This is a genomic window from Halomonas marinisediminis (assembly GCF_004347715.1).
GTDB classification, from domain to species: domain Bacteria; phylum Pseudomonadota; class Gammaproteobacteria; order Pseudomonadales; family Halomonadaceae; genus Halomonas; species Halomonas icarae.
On record NZ_SLTR01000015.1, the window covers coordinates 72,305 to 89,987 of the forward strand.

The 17,683-nt window shown below is 66.9% G+C and carries 17 protein-coding genes and 1 pseudogene; 7 read left to right on the plus strand and 11 right to left on the minus strand.

All coding sequences use genetic code 11. The features are described 5' to 3' along the window. Nucleotides 1-9 precede the first annotated feature (9 nt). The 5 genes from E0702_RS11610 to E0702_RS11630 are packed head-to-tail and all read right to left on the minus strand — an operon-like array spanning nt 10 to nt 3,858. Nucleotides 10-771, minus strand: a complete 762-nt coding sequence (locus E0702_RS11610) for an energy transducer TonB (protein WP_132044014.1) — start codon at nt 769-771, stop codon at nt 10-12. Continuing rightward, a complete protein-coding gene (locus tag E0702_RS11615; protein WP_132044016.1) occupies nt 768-1,178 on the minus strand; it encodes an ExbD/TolR family protein in 411 nt (136 codons plus the stop codon). Before E0702_RS11615 ends, E0702_RS11610 begins: the two co-directional genes overlap by 4 nt. After that, nucleotides 1,171-1,707 (minus strand): MotA/TolQ/ExbB proton channel family protein, encoded by a 537-nt coding sequence (locus tag E0702_RS11620; RefSeq protein ID WP_132044018.1) that lies wholly within the window; start codon nt 1,705-1,707, stop codon nt 1,171-1,173. Before E0702_RS11620 ends, E0702_RS11615 begins: the two co-directional genes overlap by 8 nt. After that, nucleotides 1,688-3,082, minus strand: coding sequence for a MotA/TolQ/ExbB proton channel family protein (locus E0702_RS11625; RefSeq protein WP_132044020.1), 1,395 nt, complete (start codon nt 3,080-3,082; stop codon nt 1,688-1,690). The genes E0702_RS11620 and E0702_RS11625 overlap by 20 nt, the downstream gene beginning before the upstream one ends. Then, nucleotides 3,079-3,858, minus strand: coding sequence for a DUF3450 domain-containing protein (locus E0702_RS11630; RefSeq protein WP_240721727.1), 780 nt, complete (start codon nt 3,856-3,858; stop codon nt 3,079-3,081). The genes E0702_RS11625 and E0702_RS11630 overlap by 4 nt, the downstream gene beginning before the upstream one ends. Nucleotides 3,859-4,038: 180 nt before the next feature. On the opposite strand from E0702_RS11630, the gene fhuF reads away from it, so the two are divergent. From fhuF to E0702_RS11665, 7 genes are all read left to right on the plus strand, one after another. Next, nucleotides 4,039-4,788 (plus strand): siderophore-iron reductase FhuF, encoded by a 750-nt coding sequence (gene fhuF / locus E0702_RS11635; protein ID WP_132044022.1) that lies wholly within the window; start codon nt 4,039-4,041, stop codon nt 4,786-4,788. After that, nucleotides 4,785-5,726, plus strand: coding sequence for a helix-turn-helix transcriptional regulator (locus E0702_RS11640; RefSeq protein WP_132044024.1), 942 nt, complete (start codon nt 4,785-4,787; stop codon nt 5,724-5,726). The genes fhuF and E0702_RS11640 overlap by 4 nt, the downstream gene beginning before the upstream one ends. Before the next feature lie 104 nt (nt 5,727-5,830). Then, nucleotides 5,831-7,903 (plus strand): TonB-dependent siderophore receptor, encoded by a 2,073-nt coding sequence (locus E0702_RS11645; protein WP_132044026.1) that lies wholly within the window; start codon nt 5,831-5,833, stop codon nt 7,901-7,903. A gap of 58 nt (nt 7,904-7,961) precedes the next feature. Continuing rightward, complete coding sequence (locus tag E0702_RS11650; RefSeq protein ID WP_132044028.1) at nt 7,962-8,729, plus strand: ATP-binding cassette domain-containing protein; 768 nt, start codon at nt 7,962-7,964, stop codon at nt 8,727-8,729. Nucleotides 8,730-8,833: 104 nt separating this feature from the next. Next, nucleotides 8,834-9,661 (plus strand): ABC transporter substrate-binding protein, encoded by an 828-nt coding sequence (locus E0702_RS11655; protein WP_132044057.1) that lies wholly within the window; start codon nt 8,834-8,836, stop codon nt 9,659-9,661. Continuing rightward, nucleotides 9,651-11,663, plus strand: coding sequence for a Fe(3+)-hydroxamate ABC transporter permease FhuB (gene fhuB, locus E0702_RS11660; RefSeq protein WP_132044029.1), 2,013 nt, complete (start codon nt 9,651-9,653; stop codon nt 11,661-11,663). The genes E0702_RS11655 and fhuB overlap by 11 nt, the downstream gene beginning before the upstream one ends. Nucleotides 11,664-11,816: 153 nt before the next feature. Continuing rightward, nucleotides 11,817-12,209, plus strand: coding sequence for a hypothetical protein (locus tag E0702_RS11665; protein ID WP_132044031.1), 393 nt, complete (start codon nt 11,817-11,819; stop codon nt 12,207-12,209). Nucleotides 12,210-12,305: 96 nt separating this feature from the next. On the opposite strand, the gene nrdF is transcribed toward E0702_RS11665, so the two are convergent. From nrdF to E0702_RS19940, 6 genes and pseudogenes are all read right to left on the minus strand, one after another. Further along, the gene (gene nrdF / locus E0702_RS11670; RefSeq protein WP_439952330.1) at nt 12,306-13,280 is read right to left on the minus strand and encodes a class 1b ribonucleoside-diphosphate reductase subunit beta; all 975 of its coding nucleotides are present in this window, start codon (nt 13,278-13,280) and stop codon (nt 12,306-12,308) included. Nucleotides 13,281-13,293: 13 nt separating this feature from the next. After that, on the minus strand, nt 13,294-15,459 hold the full coding sequence (gene nrdE / locus E0702_RS11675) for a class 1b ribonucleoside-diphosphate reductase subunit alpha (protein ID WP_132044033.1): 2,166 nt from the start codon (nt 15,457-15,459) through the stop codon (nt 13,294-13,296). After that, nucleotides 15,441-15,872, minus strand: coding sequence for a class Ib ribonucleoside-diphosphate reductase assembly flavoprotein NrdI (gene nrdI / locus E0702_RS11680; protein ID WP_132044035.1), 432 nt, complete (start codon nt 15,870-15,872; stop codon nt 15,441-15,443). The genes nrdE and nrdI overlap by 19 nt, the downstream gene beginning before the upstream one ends. Further along, nucleotides 15,869-16,096, minus strand: coding sequence for a glutaredoxin-like protein NrdH (gene nrdH, locus E0702_RS11685; protein WP_132044037.1), 228 nt, complete (start codon nt 16,094-16,096; stop codon nt 15,869-15,871). Before nrdH ends, nrdI begins: the two co-directional genes overlap by 4 nt. A gap of 317 nt (nt 16,097-16,413) precedes the next feature. Continuing rightward, the gene (locus tag E0702_RS11690; protein WP_132044039.1) at nt 16,414-17,025 is read right to left on the minus strand and encodes a superoxide dismutase; all 612 of its coding nucleotides are present in this window, start codon (nt 17,023-17,025) and stop codon (nt 16,414-16,416) included. Between the two features lie 529 nt (nt 17,026-17,554). Continuing rightward, a pseudogene (locus E0702_RS19940) lies at nt 17,555-17,683 on the minus strand (electron transfer flavoprotein subunit alpha/FixB family protein); the annotation flags it as partial.

Genomic DNA, 17,683 nt, shown 5'->3' on the forward strand with positions numbered 1-17,683 from the left:
CCTCGCGACTCATCTCAGCTGAAATTCCAGGCGCTGGCGCGCTCGCCGCAGCCCCTGGGCCGGCTCGAAGCGCCAGCGCGACACCGACCGGCGCGCCGCCTTGTCGAAGACATTGGTGGGTCGCGCCGAGAGCACCTGAATGCTGCCCGGATCCACGCTGCCGTCAGAACGAATGACGAACTGCAGCTCGACATACCCCTCGAGACCACGGCGCTGGGCCCGAGACGGATACTCGGGTGGCACACGACTGGTGGGGGCGATCTGGCCGACGTCGACCGGCTCGCGGCTGACGGGCTTGGCCACCGTCTCGGCGGGACTCCTTGCCGCCGAGGAAGGGGACGAAGTGGGCGCAGGCGCGGGGGCCGGTGTCGGGGTCGGCTCCGCTCGGGGCTGCTGGCGCGGCTCGGGCGGCGGCGGTTCAGGCGCCGGATCGGGGGGCGCCTCGGCCAGCTCGGGAAGTGAGCTGTCCAGCTCGACCGGCGCCGGCTCCTCGGCCGGCAGCTCCGGTTCGGGCAGAGCCAGTGCGGTGTTCGGCAAGGGGGACGGCTCCGGCAGTGGCGGTGGCGTGGCGGCAGGCGGCATCACGGGAGGGGGCTCGCTGACAGATTCAGCCGCTTCGGGCTCCGGTGCCGATGCCAGCTCTGTCATCGTCAGGCGCATCTCCTGTACCTCGATATCCGGCTCAGGGGGCGAGACCAGCAACGCCAGCAGCCAGAACAGCAACAGCGCCATGCCGGCACCGGCCAGCACCGAGAGTAAGGCTCGCCTCATGACGCCCCTCTGGTCGCCGCCACGGCGACATTGTCCACACCGGCCTGACGGATACGATCCATCACCTCGATCAGCAGCCCGGTGGTCGACTCCCGGTCGGCTTGGATCACCACGCCCCCTTCATCACTGACCAGCGCCGCCACGGCGTTGCCGACGCGATGGACATCTACCGGCTCGCCATCGACCCACACCGCCCCCTCGGGAGTGATGGCCACCATCAGCTGGGCATCCGGCCGGGGCGAGGCGGCACTGGACTCGGGGCGGTCGATCTCCACCCCGCTCTCCTTGATGAAGCTGGTGGTCACGATAAAGAAGATCAACATGATAAAGACCACGTCGAGCATCGGGGTCAGATTGATCTCACCGCTATCCCCGGCATCACCGGCAAGCGTACGTCGTCTACGCATCGTTCTCCTCCACGGCACGGGCCAGTCGGTCATGCAGCCGCTGATCCTCGCGCCGAATGACCTGTTCCAGCCGAGTGGTAAACAGCAGCCCCACCACCGCCACCGCCATGCCCGCCAGGGTCGGCAGCGTGGCCCGAGCCACGCCGTCGGCCATGGCGCGCGCCTGGCTGGTATCACTCAGCGCCAGGCTATCGAAGACGGCAATCATCCCGGTGACGGTGCCCAGCAGACCCAACAGCGGGCAGAGCGCCACCAGCAACTTGAGCCAGGGCAGTGGCCGGCGCAGCCGGGTGATCAGTTCGCGGGCCCACACCTCGCGAACGGTCAGGGCACTCCAGCTATGGTGGTCGGCGCGCTGCGCCCAGCGCCGAACCAGCCTGCGCCGAGCACGCCGATAGGTGAATCGAAAGAACAGCACCCGCTCCAGCGCCAGGCTGAACAGCAGCGCCGCCACGGCGGCGATGCCCACCAACACGACGCCACCGGCGTCAATCAGCCGTGTCAGGGGCTCAAGCCATAGCGGCAGCATGCGACCCTTTCTCCTTGGCGGTAATGGCGGATCGGCGATGCTCCAGTCGCTCGGCCAGGGCGGCACTGGCCTGCCCCTCCACCACGCCGGCCAGCTGACGACTGCGGCCGGCCAGGGCGGTGTGGGCAAACAGCAGGGGCACCGCGGTGATCAGCCCCAGCACGGTCGTCACCAGTGCCTGACTGATGCCGCCCGCCATCAGCTGTGGGTCGCCGGTGCCGAAGACGGTGATGGCCTGGAAGGTCACGATCATCCCGGTGACGGTGCCCAGCAACCCCAGCAGAGGAGCCACCGCGGCCAGCAGCTTGACCAGTGGCTGTCCTCGCTCGAGCCGCGGCAGCTCGGCCAGCACCGCCTCGTCGAGACGTGCCTCCAGCGCTTCGGGCATGGGGGCATCGGAAAGCGCCCGGAAGCGCAGCAAAACACGGCCCAGGGGATTGTCATCACGCAGTTCATCCAGCGTCATTAGTTGACGACGTAGTGCCACGGTGACGCTGAGCAGGTAGCCATACTGCAACAGCGCCACCAGCAGGCCAAAGGCGCCCAGGCCCACCACCACATAGCCGACGACGCCCCCCTGCTGGAAGCGCTCCTGCAGGCTGGGGCGCTGCGCCAGGGCCTCGATCACCTGCCCGCCGGTCGGGTCCAGGGCAATGCGCTCGCCCTCGCCTGCCTGGAAGGCGGCAAGCTGCTGGGCCACCTCATTGGGGGTACGCGTCACCGTGGCCAATACGCCCTCTTCGGCGCCGCGTTCGAGCAGCTCCCCGGCGCCGAAGGCTGCCAGATTCCCCAGGCGCACGACCTCGCGGGGGGCGATCTCACCACTGCTGGCGGCCACCGGCGCCTCGAAGGCGCGTATGCGGCCGGTCTCGACCGTCAGGGCGATAAGGGAGTCGGCAAGCCTCTCGAGGTGCTCGGGGCGCAACACCTCGACGTCATTCAGTCGCGGCGGCAGCTCGGCGCCGCCCACGGTAAGCCAGCTCTCGGCGAGGGCATCACGCAGCTCTCCGCTATGGCGAGCCAGTACGGCCAACACCGCCGTCAGGTCGTCGCTCTGCTCGGCCTGGCGGCTATCGAGGGCCTCTCGACGAGACTCCAACTCGGCCTGACGTGATTCGAGCTCGACATGGCGCGACTCGGCCTCGGCATGAAGCTGTCGGGCCTCCTCCAGGGCCGCTTCCAGTGCATCACGGTCCTCGACCAGCTCGGCCAGCCGCGCGGCATCCCGGGCTTCTGCTGCTTCTCGCTCGGCGCGCAGGGTAGCGAGAGGATCACTCTGCGCCGCGGCGGGCAGCACCGTCGTTACCAGCATGGCTCCCAGAATCAGTGCCGCGACGCCCCTCAGGCTGGTCTTGCTCTTGCTCCAGGTGTTCATAAGGCGTGCTCCGCGTCGACCGGCGTCACCGGGTGGGAGACCGGCAGGGTAAGCAGCTCCGGCGCCCGCTGTTCGCGAGCGATACGCAGCCCGTGGCGCAGTTCGACACGCTCGGCCTCAGCCAACGGTTGCCAGCGCTGCTCGTCCGAGCGCCAGACGGCGCCTTGATGTCCATCGGGCGTCAGATAATAGAGCCCTACGCGTCCCAGGCGGAAAAAGTCCACCTCTCGGCGCACCTCCCCCTCCTTCAGGATGCCGCGCCAGGCATCGAGTTCGCGGCCATAGTCCAGCTCGGCGCGCCAGGCGGCCAGGGTGCGGTCCAGGCGCTCCGCCGTGGAGAGATCGGGGTCTGCCATGCCATTCACGAGCCCCTCGACCCGAGCCAGACGCTCCTGTTTCAGGAAGGGCAGGTCGGCCTCCACCCAGGCCCTCAACCGCGACAACAACCCCTGCTCGACCGCCGGCAAGGCTTCACGCGTCTCGGCCAGGGCGTCCAGGGCCGCTTCGCGGGTCGCCAGACGCTCGGCCTGGCGCTCGAGACGCGGCGCCAGGCTCTCGCTGTCCGCCCGGAGGCGTCGCGTCTCGGCTTCCAGGCGACGCAGCTCGACCAGCATCTCGCGACTGGCGTCATCGGCGGCATCGATGCGCACCTGCAACTCGGCCTGAGCACGCTGGGCCTCGCTGGCTTCCTCTACCAGCTCCTGCCCCATCAACGGGGGGGTAACAAGCAGCAGGGCGGCCGCCCCCCCTATCAGAGTTGATCGAATCCTCTTCACGTCAGGCTCCCTGGTTCCGTGACGAATGGCGAGCGGATGCTCTCACAAGTGATAATAGTTATCAATCATTGAAAACCCTTAAAAATTAATGATAATAAGTCTCAAGTGTATCACTGCCTCGCTACGACTATCAGGGTCGAGACACCCCTGACATGGTCGATAACCTTTCCGATGGACACCATGCCTCACACCCTCTCGCCGCTCTATATTGGCCCGTTGAGGAGTCTTCCTCCTCCGCGGGTCTCAATGGCTCCCGAGGCCGACACCCTGCCCGCCCGGAACCTGCTTGACCCAGCCTACCTGGACGCGCTGTTCACGCGTTTTGGCGCCCGGTACGGTCACGGCGACCGCCGCGCGGTGGCCTCGCTGTGGTCCAAGTGGCACTTCAGCGCCCTGGCGGCCCACGGCCTGGCCGCCAACCTGCTGCTGGAGCGCGACCTGCCGCTGGGGCTGGATGACTTGCACCTCGAGCAGTCGCCCGAGGGACAGACCACCGGCCTGATTCTGCGCGATGCCGGCCGCCCCCTGACCACACGGGCTCCCAGCTTCCGCTTCGCCACACTGCTTGACGGCCATCTGACGCCGCTGGTCGATGCCCTGGCCTCAGCCACCGGAGCCTCGCCCAGGGTGTTCTGGAGCAACGCCGGCAACTACTTCGAGTACTTTGCCGGCGCCCTGGCCGATCACCCCATGGCGTCGTCGGGGGTGGCCGAGCCCGCCCGGGCGCTGATGGAGAGCCGAACACTGACCGACGGCCGCCGCAACCCGCTCTATCGACCGGTGCGCTACGTCACACCGACCAAATCGGACCAGCCCGCCCGGGTGCGCCGACTGTGCTGCATCCGCTACCTGATCGACGAGCTGGGCTACTGCGCCAACTGCCCGCTGGGATGCCGGCGCACCGCCAGCGCCGCCAAGGCGGCCGGATGAGCGTCATCACATCTCAGGTGCGCCAGCACACCGCGCGCGACCTGCAGGCCTATGGCCGGCGCTACGGGCTCGACTATCGGACCCCCGACCTCTCCCCCCGAGCCGAGGCGCCGGTGGTGCGTGGGGTGGTGCGCGAGTTCGCGCCACGCCCGGGCATGCAGCTGGTCGCCTCCGACGTGGAGGTGCTGCACCGCTATGAATCCTACTCCCGGGCAGCCTCGCCGCTGTCGATCGTGGTCATGCTGGAGGGCCGTGCCGACGTCAGCCTCGCGCACCGCACCCTGACGCTGACCGCCGGCATGGCACTAAGCCTGCGGCTGGAGGCCGACTGTGGCCTGGCCGCCTCCCAGCCCGCCGGCCAGCGCCTGCGTGCCCTGACCCTGAGCCTCGACGACGCCTGCCTGGCGCGGCTGGGCATGAGCGCCCCGGCGCCTGCCGCTTCCCACCTGCGTGCCTGGCAACTACCCGAGCCACTGCGCCAGGGCCTGGAGCAGGAGCTGACCACGCCGCTGCCGGGCGAGGCTCAGCGTCTGCTGCTCGAGGGACTGAGCCTGCAACTGCTGGCCCACGGAGGCCGCGTCGACGATCCGACGCCGTCCCCCGCTCCCACGCTGTCGCCTCAGGAACGCCAGCGCCTGGAGCGGGTCCGCGCCGCCCTGCACGACCAACCGGCCGGCGAACACCGCCTGACCACCCTGGCCGAGCTGGCCGCCATGAGCCCGGCAAGCCTCAGGCGAAAGTTCCGCGCGGCCTATGGCCACTCGGTGTTCGACTACCTGCGCGAGTGCCGGCTGGCGCTGGCCCACGACTACCTGGAGCAAGGCTTCAGCGTGCAGCAGGCGGCCCACTTCTGCGGCTATCGTCACGCCAGCAACTTCGCCACCGCCTTCCGCCGTCGCTTCGGCTACCCGCCGAGTTCCCTTCACGAAACGAGCTGAGCATCCCGCATAACAGGGTGATCACCGCGCATACCTCAGGCACCAGACAAAAGGTAATAATTCTCATTACCTGAAGTCACTTGGTCTTATCACAGGAATCCTTCATGCCGACTCCACGTCCCTTGGTGCTGGCGGTGTCGCTCACCGCCGCAAGCATTGCCCTGACGGCCCACGCCGAAGAGGCCGAGCTGCTCTCCACCCTGACCGTCACCGCCCAGGCCGCCACCAAAACCGAGACGCCGTTCAACGAGACGCCGCAGTCGATCTCGGTGATCGAGAACGAGGAGTGGGAGGCCCGCGGCGCCGAGACCGTGCAGCGCGCCGCCGACTACACGCCAGGCGTCTATACCAATCAGATCGGCGCCTCCAACCGCTACGACTATCTGGTGCTGCGTGGCTTCACCGACGGCAGCGTCAGCAACACCTTCCTCGACGGCCTCAAGGTGATGAGCGACGGCGGCTCCTTCAGCTCGCTGGTCATCGATCCTTGGTTCCTGGAACGGATCGAGGTGGTCAAGGGCCCCGCCTCGGTGCTCTACGGTCGCGCCTCCCCGGGCGGCCTGGTGGCCCAGACCAGCAAGCGCCCCGAATTCGAGGAGAGCGGCGAGCTGCGCTTGGGCGCGGGCAACAACGCCCAGCGCAGCGCCGCCTTCGACCTCACCGGCCCGCTGGATGACGCGCGCCGCGTCGCCTTCCGCCTGACCGGCCTGGCCCGCGCCGCCGACACCCAGTTCGGCCCGGTGGAAGAGGAGCGCTACGCCTTCGCTCCCCAGCTGAGCTGGGACGTCACCGACGCTACCAGCCTCACCCTGCACGCCTACCTGCACAAGGACCCGGAAGGCGGCTATCACGCCGGGCTGCCCTTCGAGGGCACGGTGGAAGATCGCAATGGCCGTCGCATCGCCAATACCTTCTTCGAGGGCGAAGAAGACTACGATTCGTTCGAGCGCGAGCAGACCATGGTGGGCTACGAGCTGGAGCACCGCTTCAACGACGCCCTGACTGGCCGCCAGACGCTGCGCTACACCGAGTCCGATGTCGAGCTGGAGCAGGTCTATGCCTTCGGCTGGGCCAGCGACACCGAGCTCAACCGCTACTTCTCCAGCGGCGACGAGTCGCTCGAGGCCCTGGCGGTGGACAACCAGCTCGAGGCCCATCTCACCACCGGGACCGCCGAACACACCCTGCTGGCCGGCGTCGACTACCAGCAGCGCGACAATGACGTCGTCTGGGGCTCGGCCATGTTCCCAACCATCGATGCCTTCGCCCCTGAGTACGGCGCCGAACCCACCGCCTTCTACCCGGACGTGCGCCAGAAACGCGAGCTGGAGCAGACCGGCGTCTATCTCCAGGACCAGCTGGCGTTGGGGAACTGGCGACTGAACCTGGGCGGCCGCCATGACTGGGTCGATGTCAGCAACACCGACCGCGATAGCGGCTCCGAGAGTGAACTGGACGACACCCAGTTCAGCGGTCGCGCTGGAGTGCTCTACCTGTTCGACAACGGCCTGGCGCCCTACGCCAGCTACACCACCTCCTTCAGCCCCAATGCCGCCGTCGACCGGAACGGCGACCTGATCGAACCCTCCCAGGGCGAGCAGGTGGAAACGGGCCTGAAGTACCAGCCGGCCGACTCGCAGGATCGCTACAGCGTGGCGCTCTTCCATATCACCCAGGAGAACCTGGCCACCAAGCGCGCCAGCGAGAACTTCTTCCGGGCCACCGGGGAGATCGAATCCCAGGGCATCGAACTGGAGGCGCATAGCCGGCTGACCGATAACCTGCGCCTGCAGGCCGGCTACAGCTACACCGACGTGACCCTCGAAAAGACCGGCGATGCCAACGAGGGCAATACTGACAACTGGGTGCCGCGCCACCAGGCCTCGGTGTGGGGGCAGTACGCCTTCCGCCAGGGCATGCTCGCCGGCCTGGAGGCGGGGCTCGGGGTTCGCTACTACGCCGACATCTACGCCGACGAGGCCAACACCGAGAAGGTGCCCGACTACACCCTGGTCGACGCCACCCTGGGCTACGACCTGGGCCTCGAAGGCGTCTCCGCGCAAGTCCACGTCAGCAACCTGCTCGACGAGGAGTATGTCGCCGGCTGCAGCGACCTCGACTTCTGCTACTTCGGCGCCGAGCGCAGCGTCAAGGCGACGGTCAGCTACAACTTCTGACCCGGCCACCGCGACTCTCATTCACGATCACCGGTCCAAACGAGGAGGAGATGTTCCCATGATCGAAACGCGCGCCGCCTCCTTCGAGATCAACGGCCAGTGCCTGCTGCATCCCATCGACCTGAGCTTCGCGGAGGGTCGTATCCACGGCCTGATCGGCCACAACGGCTCGGGCAAGTCGACCCTGCTCAAGCTGTTGGCCCGCCAGCAGGCCGCCACTCGCGGCGAGCTTCGTCTGAACGGCGAGCCGATGACCGCCTGGGGACATCGCGCCTTCGCCCGTCGGGTCGCCTACCTGCCCCAGCATCTGCCCGCCGCCGACAACCTCACCGTCCGCGAGCTCGTGGGCTTCGGCCGCTACCCCTGGCGCGGGCTGCTGGGCCGCCGCGGCCGCGAGGACGAGGCGGCCATCGACCGGGCCCTGGCCCTGACCCATACCGAGCCCTTCGCCGAGCGCCAGGTGGACACCCTCTCCGGCGGCGAGCGCCAGCGGGTCTGGCTGGCCATGCTGCTCGCCCAGGGCAGCCGCTTCCTGCTCCTCGACGAGCCCCTGGCGGCGCTGGACGTCGCCCATCAGGTGGAGGTGCTGGCACTGACCCGTCGGCTGTGTCGGGAGCTCGGCCTCGGCGTGATCATCGTGCTGCACGACATCAACATGGCCTCGCGCTACTGCGACCGCCTGGTGGCCCTGCACGGCGGCCGCCTGCTGGCCCAGGGCACGCCCGAGGAGATGATGAACGGCGAGACCCTGAAGGCCATCTACGGCATCCCCATGCACGTCATGGCCCACCCGTCCGGCGAGCACCGCGTCGCCATCGCCCACTAGCCCCGCTCTCCATTGCCCTTGAAACCGCCCTGGAAACCGCCCTTGCCCCCCTGGAGACGCCCGTGCCCCGCCCTCGACGCGCCCTGACGTGGCTCGCCGGCCTGATGGCCGCGCTGGTCGCCGCCGCGACCCCGGCCGATGCGCCGCGCCTCGCCACCCTTGACTGGACCCTGGCCGAGACGCTGGTCGCGCTCGACGCGCCCCCCGCCGCCGTCGCCCAGGTCGAGGCCTACCACGCCTGGGTCGGCGAGCCGGCCCTGCCCAGCTCGACCGTCGACCTGGGGCTGCGCAGCCAGCCCAACCTGGAACTTCTGGCGAGCCTCGCGCCGAAGCGCATCCTGATCTCGCCGATGTTCGCCAACCTCGCGCCGCGTCTTGCGCACATCGCCCCGGTCACGTCGCTGCCGCTCTACAGTCCCGGACGCGACACCTGGTCGGAGATGCGCGAGCTAACCCGCTCGCTCGGCGAGATGGTCGAGCGCCCCGTGGCGGCGACGCGACTGATCGCCGACACCGAGGCCCGGCTCGACGCCCTGCAAGGACGGCTGGATGACGAGGCGCCTCCCCTGCTGGTGGTGCAGTTTATGGATGGCCGCCACGTGCGGGTCTTCGGCGAGAACGGACTCTACCAGGCGGTGCTCGATCGGCTGGGGCTGGAGAACGCCTGGACCGGCTCCACCAACGCCTGGGGCTTCTCGCTGGTGGGCATCGAGGCGTTGGCCGGCCTCGACGCCCGCCTGGTGGTGGTGAAGCCCTATCCCGCCGGGGTCCGCGAGCGCCTGAACGCCGGCGGCCTCTGGGGCCACCTGGTCGAGGCGAGCCGCGGGGAACCCATCGTGCTGCCGCCGATCTGGAGCTTCGGCGCCCTGCCCTCGGCCGAGCGCTTCGCCGAGCAGCTGGTGAACGCAATGGAGCCCGACGATGCCGCCTGATGCCCTCGCCTCTCGCCCTCCCTGCCGCCCCCGGCTGACGCCGGCCTGGCTCTGCCTGCCGCTGGCCCTCGGCGTGCTGGCCCTCGCCCTCGACCACCTGCTCGCCGGCCCCGGCCTGGGCGCCGGGTTCGCCGCGCTGCTCCGCGCCTCGCTGCCTGCTGAAACGGCCGAGACGCTGGTGCTGCACTACGCCTGGTGGCCGCGCCTCGCCATGGCGCTGCTCGCCGGCGGCGGCCTGGCGCTCGCCGGGGTGCTGATGCAGCAGGTGCTGCGCAACCCGCTGGCCGCCCCCACCACCCTGGGCGTGGCGAGCGGCGCCAACCTGGCGCTGATGGCCGCCTCGCTGATGGCCCCGGGCCTGCTGGGGCTCGGGCGGGAGTGGGTGGCGCTGGCCGGCGGCGGCCTGGCCATGGGCCTGGTCTTCGCCCTGGCCTGGCGGCGGGGCCTGGCGCCGGTGGTGGTGGTGCTCGGCGGACTGGTGGTGAACCTCTACTTCGGGGCCCTCTCCATGGTGCTGCTGCTCTTCCATCAGGAGGCGCTCAAGGGGCTGCTGATCTGGGGGGCGGGGTCGCTTAACCAGAACGGCTGGCAGGACGTCGCCTTCCTGGCGCCGCGCCTGGCGGTCGGCGCCCTGCTCGCCTGGCTGCTGCTGCGCCCCCTGGCGGTCCTCGCCCTCGACGAGGCCGGCGCCCGGAGCCTCGGCGTCTCCCTCAAGCATCTGCGTCTCGCCGGCCTCGGACTCGCGGTCTTTCTCACCGGCTGCGTGGTGAGCGCGGTGGGGATCGTCGGCTTCATCGGCCTGGCCGCGCCCAATATCGTGCGCCTGGCCGGCGCACGACGCCTGGGCGCGCGGCTCGCCTGGTCGACGCTGCTCGGCGCCCTGCTGCTGGCCGCCACCGACCTGGCGCTGCAGCGCGTCTCGGGGCACCTGCCGACCCTGATCCCCACCGGCGCCACCACCGCGGCCCTGGGGGCGCCGCTGCTGCTGTGGCTGATCCCGCGACTGCGCCTCGGCGGCGCGACGCCTCCCCGCGAGGCGCGGGCCCTCGGCCATCGCCATCCGGCGCCCGGGCGGCTGGCCGGCGGGCTCGCCATCGCCCTAGTGGGCGTGGGGGCGGTCGCGGTGCTCGCCGGCCAGGGGCCCGACGGCTGGCAGTGGGCCGCGCCGACCGACTGGGGCGTGCTGCAGTGGCGCGCGCCCCGGGCGCTGGCCGCCGCCGGCTGCGGGGTGATGCTGGCCTTGGCCGGCACCCTGATCCAGCGGCTCACCGCCAACCCCATGGCCAGCCCCGAGGTGCTGGGCATCAGCGGCGGCAGCGCCATCGCCCTGATGGGCGCCATCTTTCTGCTGCCCGCCCCCGGCAACCTGACCCTGGTGGCCGCCGGCACCCTGGGGGCGCTGGCCAGCCTGGCGGTGCTGGTGGGCCTCAACCGAAAGAGCGGCTTCCAGCCGGAACGGCTGCTGCTGACCGGGGTGGCGATCACCGCCCTGTTCGAGGCAGTCAAGGGCGTGGTGCAGGCCGGCGGCGATCCCCGCGGCCAGCAGGTGATCGCCTGGCTCTCCGGCTCCACCTACTACGTCGACCCGATCAGTGCAGTGATGGTGGCCGGCGCGGCCCTGCTGCTGGTCCTGGTCGCCGCGCCGCTGGCGCGCTGGCTCGACATCCTGCCGCTGGGCGGCGCCACCGCCGCGGCCCTGGGGCTGCCCCTGGCCCGCGCGCGACTGGCGCTGCTGCTGATGGTGGCGCTGCTCACCGCCGGGGCCACCCTGGTGGTGGGACCGCTCTCCTTCGTCGGCCTGCTGGCCCCGCACATGGCCCGCCTGCTGGGCTTCGCCCGGGCCCGGGCGCACCTTCTCGGGGCCGCCCTCACCGGCGCCCTGCTGATGGTGCTGGCCGATGCCCTGGGCCGCCAGCTGCTGTTCCCGGAGGAGATCCCCGCGGGGCTCGTCGCCTCGCTGCTCGGCGGCGCCTACTTCATGTGGGGGCTGCGACGGCTGTAGCGCCGCCTCGCTAGACCGACCTCCATGGCAAACGCTGGCTTTGCTGGAACCTGCGAGAGTCGCGCACAAGAGATAATCCAGCCTGACGCTACCTTGACAGGTCCCTCACACCCAAAGAGAATAATAATTAATATCAAATAAGAGTTACCCATCATGTCATCCTCTCCCCAGCTCCGCTACCACTGCATCTTCCTCGAGGTCTCCTTTCGGGAGCTCCAGGAACGAGTGAATGCGCAGACACAGGGTGATGATACGCCCTGCTGGCTGGATGCCCGTACCCTCACCCTGCTCACCAGCGAACTGGAGCGCTGCCGCCGAGATGCCCAGGGGGTACCCGAGATGGCCGAGTCACTGGGCACGGCGGTCTATCATGCCGGACTGCTGTTGGCGCAATGCCCCGGCGCCCTCGGAAAACGCCTCTGTCTACATCACCTGCAGGCCATCCGAACGCCACTGCAGGAGACAATTGCCAGGCTGGAGGGGCGCCAGGCCCGCTCACAGCCAGGCCCCATGCAGCGGCTGCGCTACTGGCTAAGCGCCGAGTAAGTCGCGTCTCGAATAGAGATCCGAAGCACTCCGTTATCCGGCCAACCGCGGGAGATAGCCCCACCCCTCCACCCCAGGAAGAGCGAGGCAGTCGCGCTAGAAGGCCCAGTCCTCGTCTTCGGTGGCCTCGGTGCGGCCGACCACATAGGAGGAGCCCGAACCGGAGAAGAAGTCGTGATTCTCGTCGGCACCCGGGGAGAGTGCGGCGAGAATGGTCGGGTCGACGTCACACACCTCCTGGGGAAAGAGCCCATCGAAGCCCAGGTTCATCAGCGCCTTGTTGGCGTTGTAGTGAAGGAACTTCTTGACGTCCTCGGTAAGCCCGACCTCGTCGTAGAGCAGCTCGGTATAGGCCACCTCGTTCTCATAGAGGGCCAGCATCAGCTCATAGGCGTAGGCCTTGACCTCCTCCTGGCGCTCAGGCGTCGCGTCGGCCATGGCCTGCTGGAACTTGTAACCGATGTAATAGCCGTGCACCGCCTCGTCGCGAATGATGAGGCGAATCAGGTCGGCGGTATTGGTCAGCTTGGCGTGGCTGGACCAGTACATCGGCAGGTAGAAGCCCGAGTAGAACAGGAACGACTCCAGGAAGACACTGGCCACCTTGCGCATCAGCGGGTCCTCGGCCCAGTAGCGCTCCAGCACCAGTTCGGCCTTGCGCTGCAGCGCCGAATTCTCCTCGCTCCAGCGGAAGGCATCGTCTACCTCCCGAGTGGTGCAAAGCGTGGAGAAGATCGAGCTGTAGGAGCGCGCATGAACCGCCTCCATGAAGGTGATATTGGCGTAAACCGCCTCCTCGTGGGGGGTGCGGGAGTCAGGCATCAGCATCGGCGCGCCCACGCTGCTCTGGATGGTATCGAGCAGGGTCAGGCCGGTGAAGACACGGATGGTAAGCCGACGCTCGGGCTCGCTCAGGGTGTTCCAGGACGGGATATCATTGGAGAGCGGCACCTTTTCCGGCAACCAGAAGTTGCTGGTCAGACGGTTCCACACCTCCAGGTCCTTGTCGTCCTGCAGGCGGTTCCAGTTGATGGCATCCACGCGGGTGAGTCGTTTGGCAGTCATCGACATGTTAAGCAATCCCTTAGAGTGTGCAGGAGACACAGCCTTCTACCTCGGTGCCCTCCAGGGCACTCTGGCGTAGGCGCACGTAGTAGAGGGTCTTGATACCCTTGCGCCAGGCGGTGATCTGGGCCCGGTTGATATCCCGGGTCGTCGCGGTATCGGGGAAGAACAGCGTCAGCGACAACCCCTGGTCAACGTGCTCGGAGGCGGCGGCGTAGGTATCGATGATCGCCTCGGGGCCGATCTCGTAGGCGTCTCGGTAGTAGGCCAGATTGTCGTCATCGAGATAGGGGGCCGGGTAGTAGACGCGTCCGAGCTTGCCCTCCTTGCGAATCTCGATGGGCGAGGCCACCGGGTGAATGCTGGAGGTGGCGTGATTGATGTAGGAGATCGAGCCGGTGGGCGGCACCGCCTGAAGGTTGCGGTTATAGAGCCCATGGGCCATGACCGACGCCTTGAGCGCCGCCCAGTCGTCGCGTGTCGGCAGCGCGATGCCGGCACTCGCGAAGAGTGCCTGGCCGCGCTCGGTCCGCGGCAGCCAGTCGCGTTCGGTGTACTTGTCGAAGAAGACTCCGCTGGCGTATTCCGACGCCGCGAAACCGGAAAAACTTTCACCGCGCTCAATGGCAAGCCGGTTGGATGCGCGCAGGGCGTGATAGGCCACACAGGCGAAGTAGACGCTGGTGAAATCCAGCGCCTCTGGCGAGCCGTAGTGGACATGCTCCCTGGCCAGGAAGCCGTGCAGGTTCATCTGCCCAAGACCAATCGCCCGGGACAGAGCATTGCCGTTGGCGATCGAGGGCACCGAGGCGATCTCCGTCATCTCGGCCACCGCGGTGAGGCCACGTACGGCGACCTCGACACTGCTGCCGATATCACCTGAATCCATCACCCGGGCAATATTCAGCGACCCCAGGTTGCATGAGATATCCTCCCCCACCCGACGGTAGCCGAGGTCGTCGTTGAACTCGCTGGGCGTATTGACCTGCAGGATCTCCGAGCAGAGGTTGCTCATATTGATGCGCCCGGCGATGGGGTTGGCGCGGTTGACGTTATCCTCGAACATCACGTAGGGATAGCCGGATTCGAACTGCACCTCGGCCAGGGTCTGGAAGAAAGCCCGGGCATTGATCTTGGTCTTGCGAATACGGGAATCGTCGACCATCTCGCGGTACTTCTCGGTCACAGAAATGTCACCGAAGGGCATGCCGTAGACCCGCTCCACATCATAGGGCGAGAAGAGGTACATCGGCTCATTGCGCTTGGCCAACTCGAAGGTGATATCGGGAATCGTCACCCCCAATGACAGCGTCTTGATGCGGATCTTCTCATCGGCATTCTCGCGCTTGGTGTCGAGAAAACGCAGGATATCGGGATGGTGGGCATTGAGATAGACCGCCCCGGCCCCCTGGCGTGCACCAAGCTGGTTGGCATAGGAGAACGCATCCTCGAGCAGCTTCATGATCGGGATAATGCCCGACGACTGGTTCTCGATATGCTTGATCGGCGCGCCTGCCTCACGGATATTGCTCAACAGCAGCGCCACCCCTCCCCCACGCTTGGAGAGCTGCAGGGCCGAATTGATGGCCCGGCCGATGGACTCCATATTGTCCTCGATGCGCAGCAGGAAGCACGACACCAGCTCACCACGTTGACGCTTGCCGGCGTTGAGGAAGGTCGGGGTAGCCGGCTGGAAGCGACCGGCGATGATCTCATCCACCAGCGACCGGGCCAGCGTCTCATCACCACGAGCCAGGGCCAGGGCCACCATGCAGACCCGATCCTCGAAGCGTTCCAGGTAGCGGCGTCCATCGAAGGTCTTCAGCGTATAACTGGTGTAGTACTTGAAGGCGCCGAGAAAGCTCGGGAAGCGAAACTTCCAGGCATAGGCCTGCTCGAAAAGCGCCTTGATAAAGTCGGCATCGTACTGCGCCAACACCTGAGGCTCGTAGTACTGGTTCTCCACCAGGTAGTCGAGCTTCTCCTTCAGCGAGTGGAAGAACACCGTGTTCTGATTGACGTGCTGAAGAAAGTACTCGCGTACCGCTTCGCGGTCGCGCGCCAACTGCAGCCGTCCTTCATCGTCATACAGGTTGAGCATGGCGTTCAAGGCGTGGTAATCCAGCTTGCGCCCCGCATCACTCTCCGCCTGGCGAGGCGGCTGGGTCAGGATTGTCGTGTCCAAAACTCTCTCACTCCCTTGCGAACCCGGGTCACGTCATCGTCCGTGCCCAGCAACTCGAATCGATAGAGCAGGGGAACACCGCACTTGTTGGCGATGATGCGCCCTGCCAGGCCGTAGGCGGCGCCAAAACAGGTATTGCCGGCGGCGATCACGCCCTTCAGCAGCGCCCGATTGTCGGAATCATTGAGAAAACGGATCACCGGCGCCGGCACCGCCCCCTTCGCCCCACCACCGCCATAGGTAGGTGTCACCAGCACGAAGGGACGTGTTGCCAACAGAGCCCGAGCACCACGCTCAAGGGGAATACGCCGGGCCGACAGCTCCAGCTTCTGAATAAAGCGATGGGTGTTGCCGGAGCGTGTCGAAAAATAGATCAGTTCCGGCGGAACACTCCTCAACGGCGCCTCGCTCATGCCGGCGTCAGGCCGCCGAGTCGGTCTGGGCGAAAACCGGACCAGTGCTCATCACCGGCTACCACGACCGGCAGCTGGCGGTGCCCCAGCGCCATGACGCGATCGCGAGCCTCCGGATCACGATCCAGGTCGATCAGGCGGTAATCGATCCCCTGGCGCTCCAGGGTGCGACAGGTAGCCGTGCACTGCGGGCAGGCTGGACGGGTATAGACCTTGATCTCCATGGCGATACTCCCTGAGGAAAGAAACTATATATGGTGACTACGGAGGAAAGGATACACCATATATAGAAACTGTCACCCTTGAAATACCACATGTTGTGTTATATAGACCCTTCAAACACAAGAGTTTGACAGCCTAGATAGCGCCTTTGGGGCGAGGGGCGAGGGGCGAGGAGCGAGGGGCGAGGAGCGAGGGGCGAGGGGCGAGGGGCAAGCAGTACAGCAGAGAGGCAATGCGATTCTGCCCGGAGGGGTACCCATACAACAGCGCCGCGGCCCCAGGGGCCGCGGCGCTGTTTGTCAGACCGGGAAGTGGTCGATCAGGCAGTGGCAGCCTGGTAGCGACGCTCGACTTCATCCCAATCCACCACGTTGAAAAACGCAGCGATATAGTCCGGACGCTTGTTCTGGAACTTCAGGTAGTAGGCATGCTCCCACACGTCCAGCCCCAGCACCGGCGTGTTGCCGTTGGAGATCGGGCTGTCCTGGTTGAGGGAGTTTTCCACCACCAGCTTCTTCTCGGGGGTCACGCTGAGCCAGGCCCAGCCGCTGCCGAAACGACCCAGTGCGGCCTTGGTAAAGGCATCCTTGAACGCCTCGAAGCCACCCAGCTCGCTCTCGATGGCCTCGCCCACCTTGCCCTTGGGCTGACCGCCACCATTGGGTGACATCATCTGCCAGAACATGGAGTGGTTCGAGTGACCGCCACCGTTGTTGATGACCGCCTGACGCTTCTCGGCCGGCACCTTGTCCAGATCGGCAAGCAGCTCGTCGACCGGCACACCTTCCAGGCCGGTGCCTTCGAGGGCAGCGTTCAGGTTGTTGACGTAGGTCTGATGGTGACGGGAATGGTGGATCTCCATGGTCAGCGCATCGATATGCGGCTCGAGCGCATCGTAGGCATACGGAAGGTCAGGGAGGGTATGTGCCATGTTGATCATCTCCTTTTGGTGGCTTTGCAGACACTGCAATTCTTGTCCTGCAATCACTATAGGTGCGGCCATCGGTCGGTAACTTCAACCACCCCGGCCAGATTTTTCTTGACCAGCACCGCCGGTGCGTCGACTCACCCTACTCTAGACGATACGAAGCCGTCCAGCAGGAGCCCTGCCCAATAGCAGAAAGCCGGCTCCACAAGGAGCCGGCTTCCGATTTCGAGCCTGAAAAAGCAGACAATTATAGCTTCTGCTCGAGCTCCGGCAGGGCGTCGAACAGGTCAGCTACCAGGCCGCAGCTCATCGAGAGCGCGACCTGGAAGATCACGATCGTTATCAGAGCTTCTGCTCAAGCTCCGGCAGGGCGTCGAACAGGTCAGCTACCAGGCCGCGGCTCATCGAGAACGCGACCTGGCAGATCACGATCGCGTTCAGAGCTTCTGCTCGAGCTCCGGCAGGGCGTCGAACAGGTCAGCTACCAGGCCGCAGCTCATCGAGAGCGCGACCTGGAAGATCACGATCGTTATCAGAGCTTCTGCTCGAGCTCCGGCAGGGCGTCGAAGAGATCCGCCACCAGGCCATAGTCGGCTACCTGGAAGATCGGCGCCTCCTCGTCCTTGTTGATCGCCACGATCACCTTGGAGTCCTTCATGCC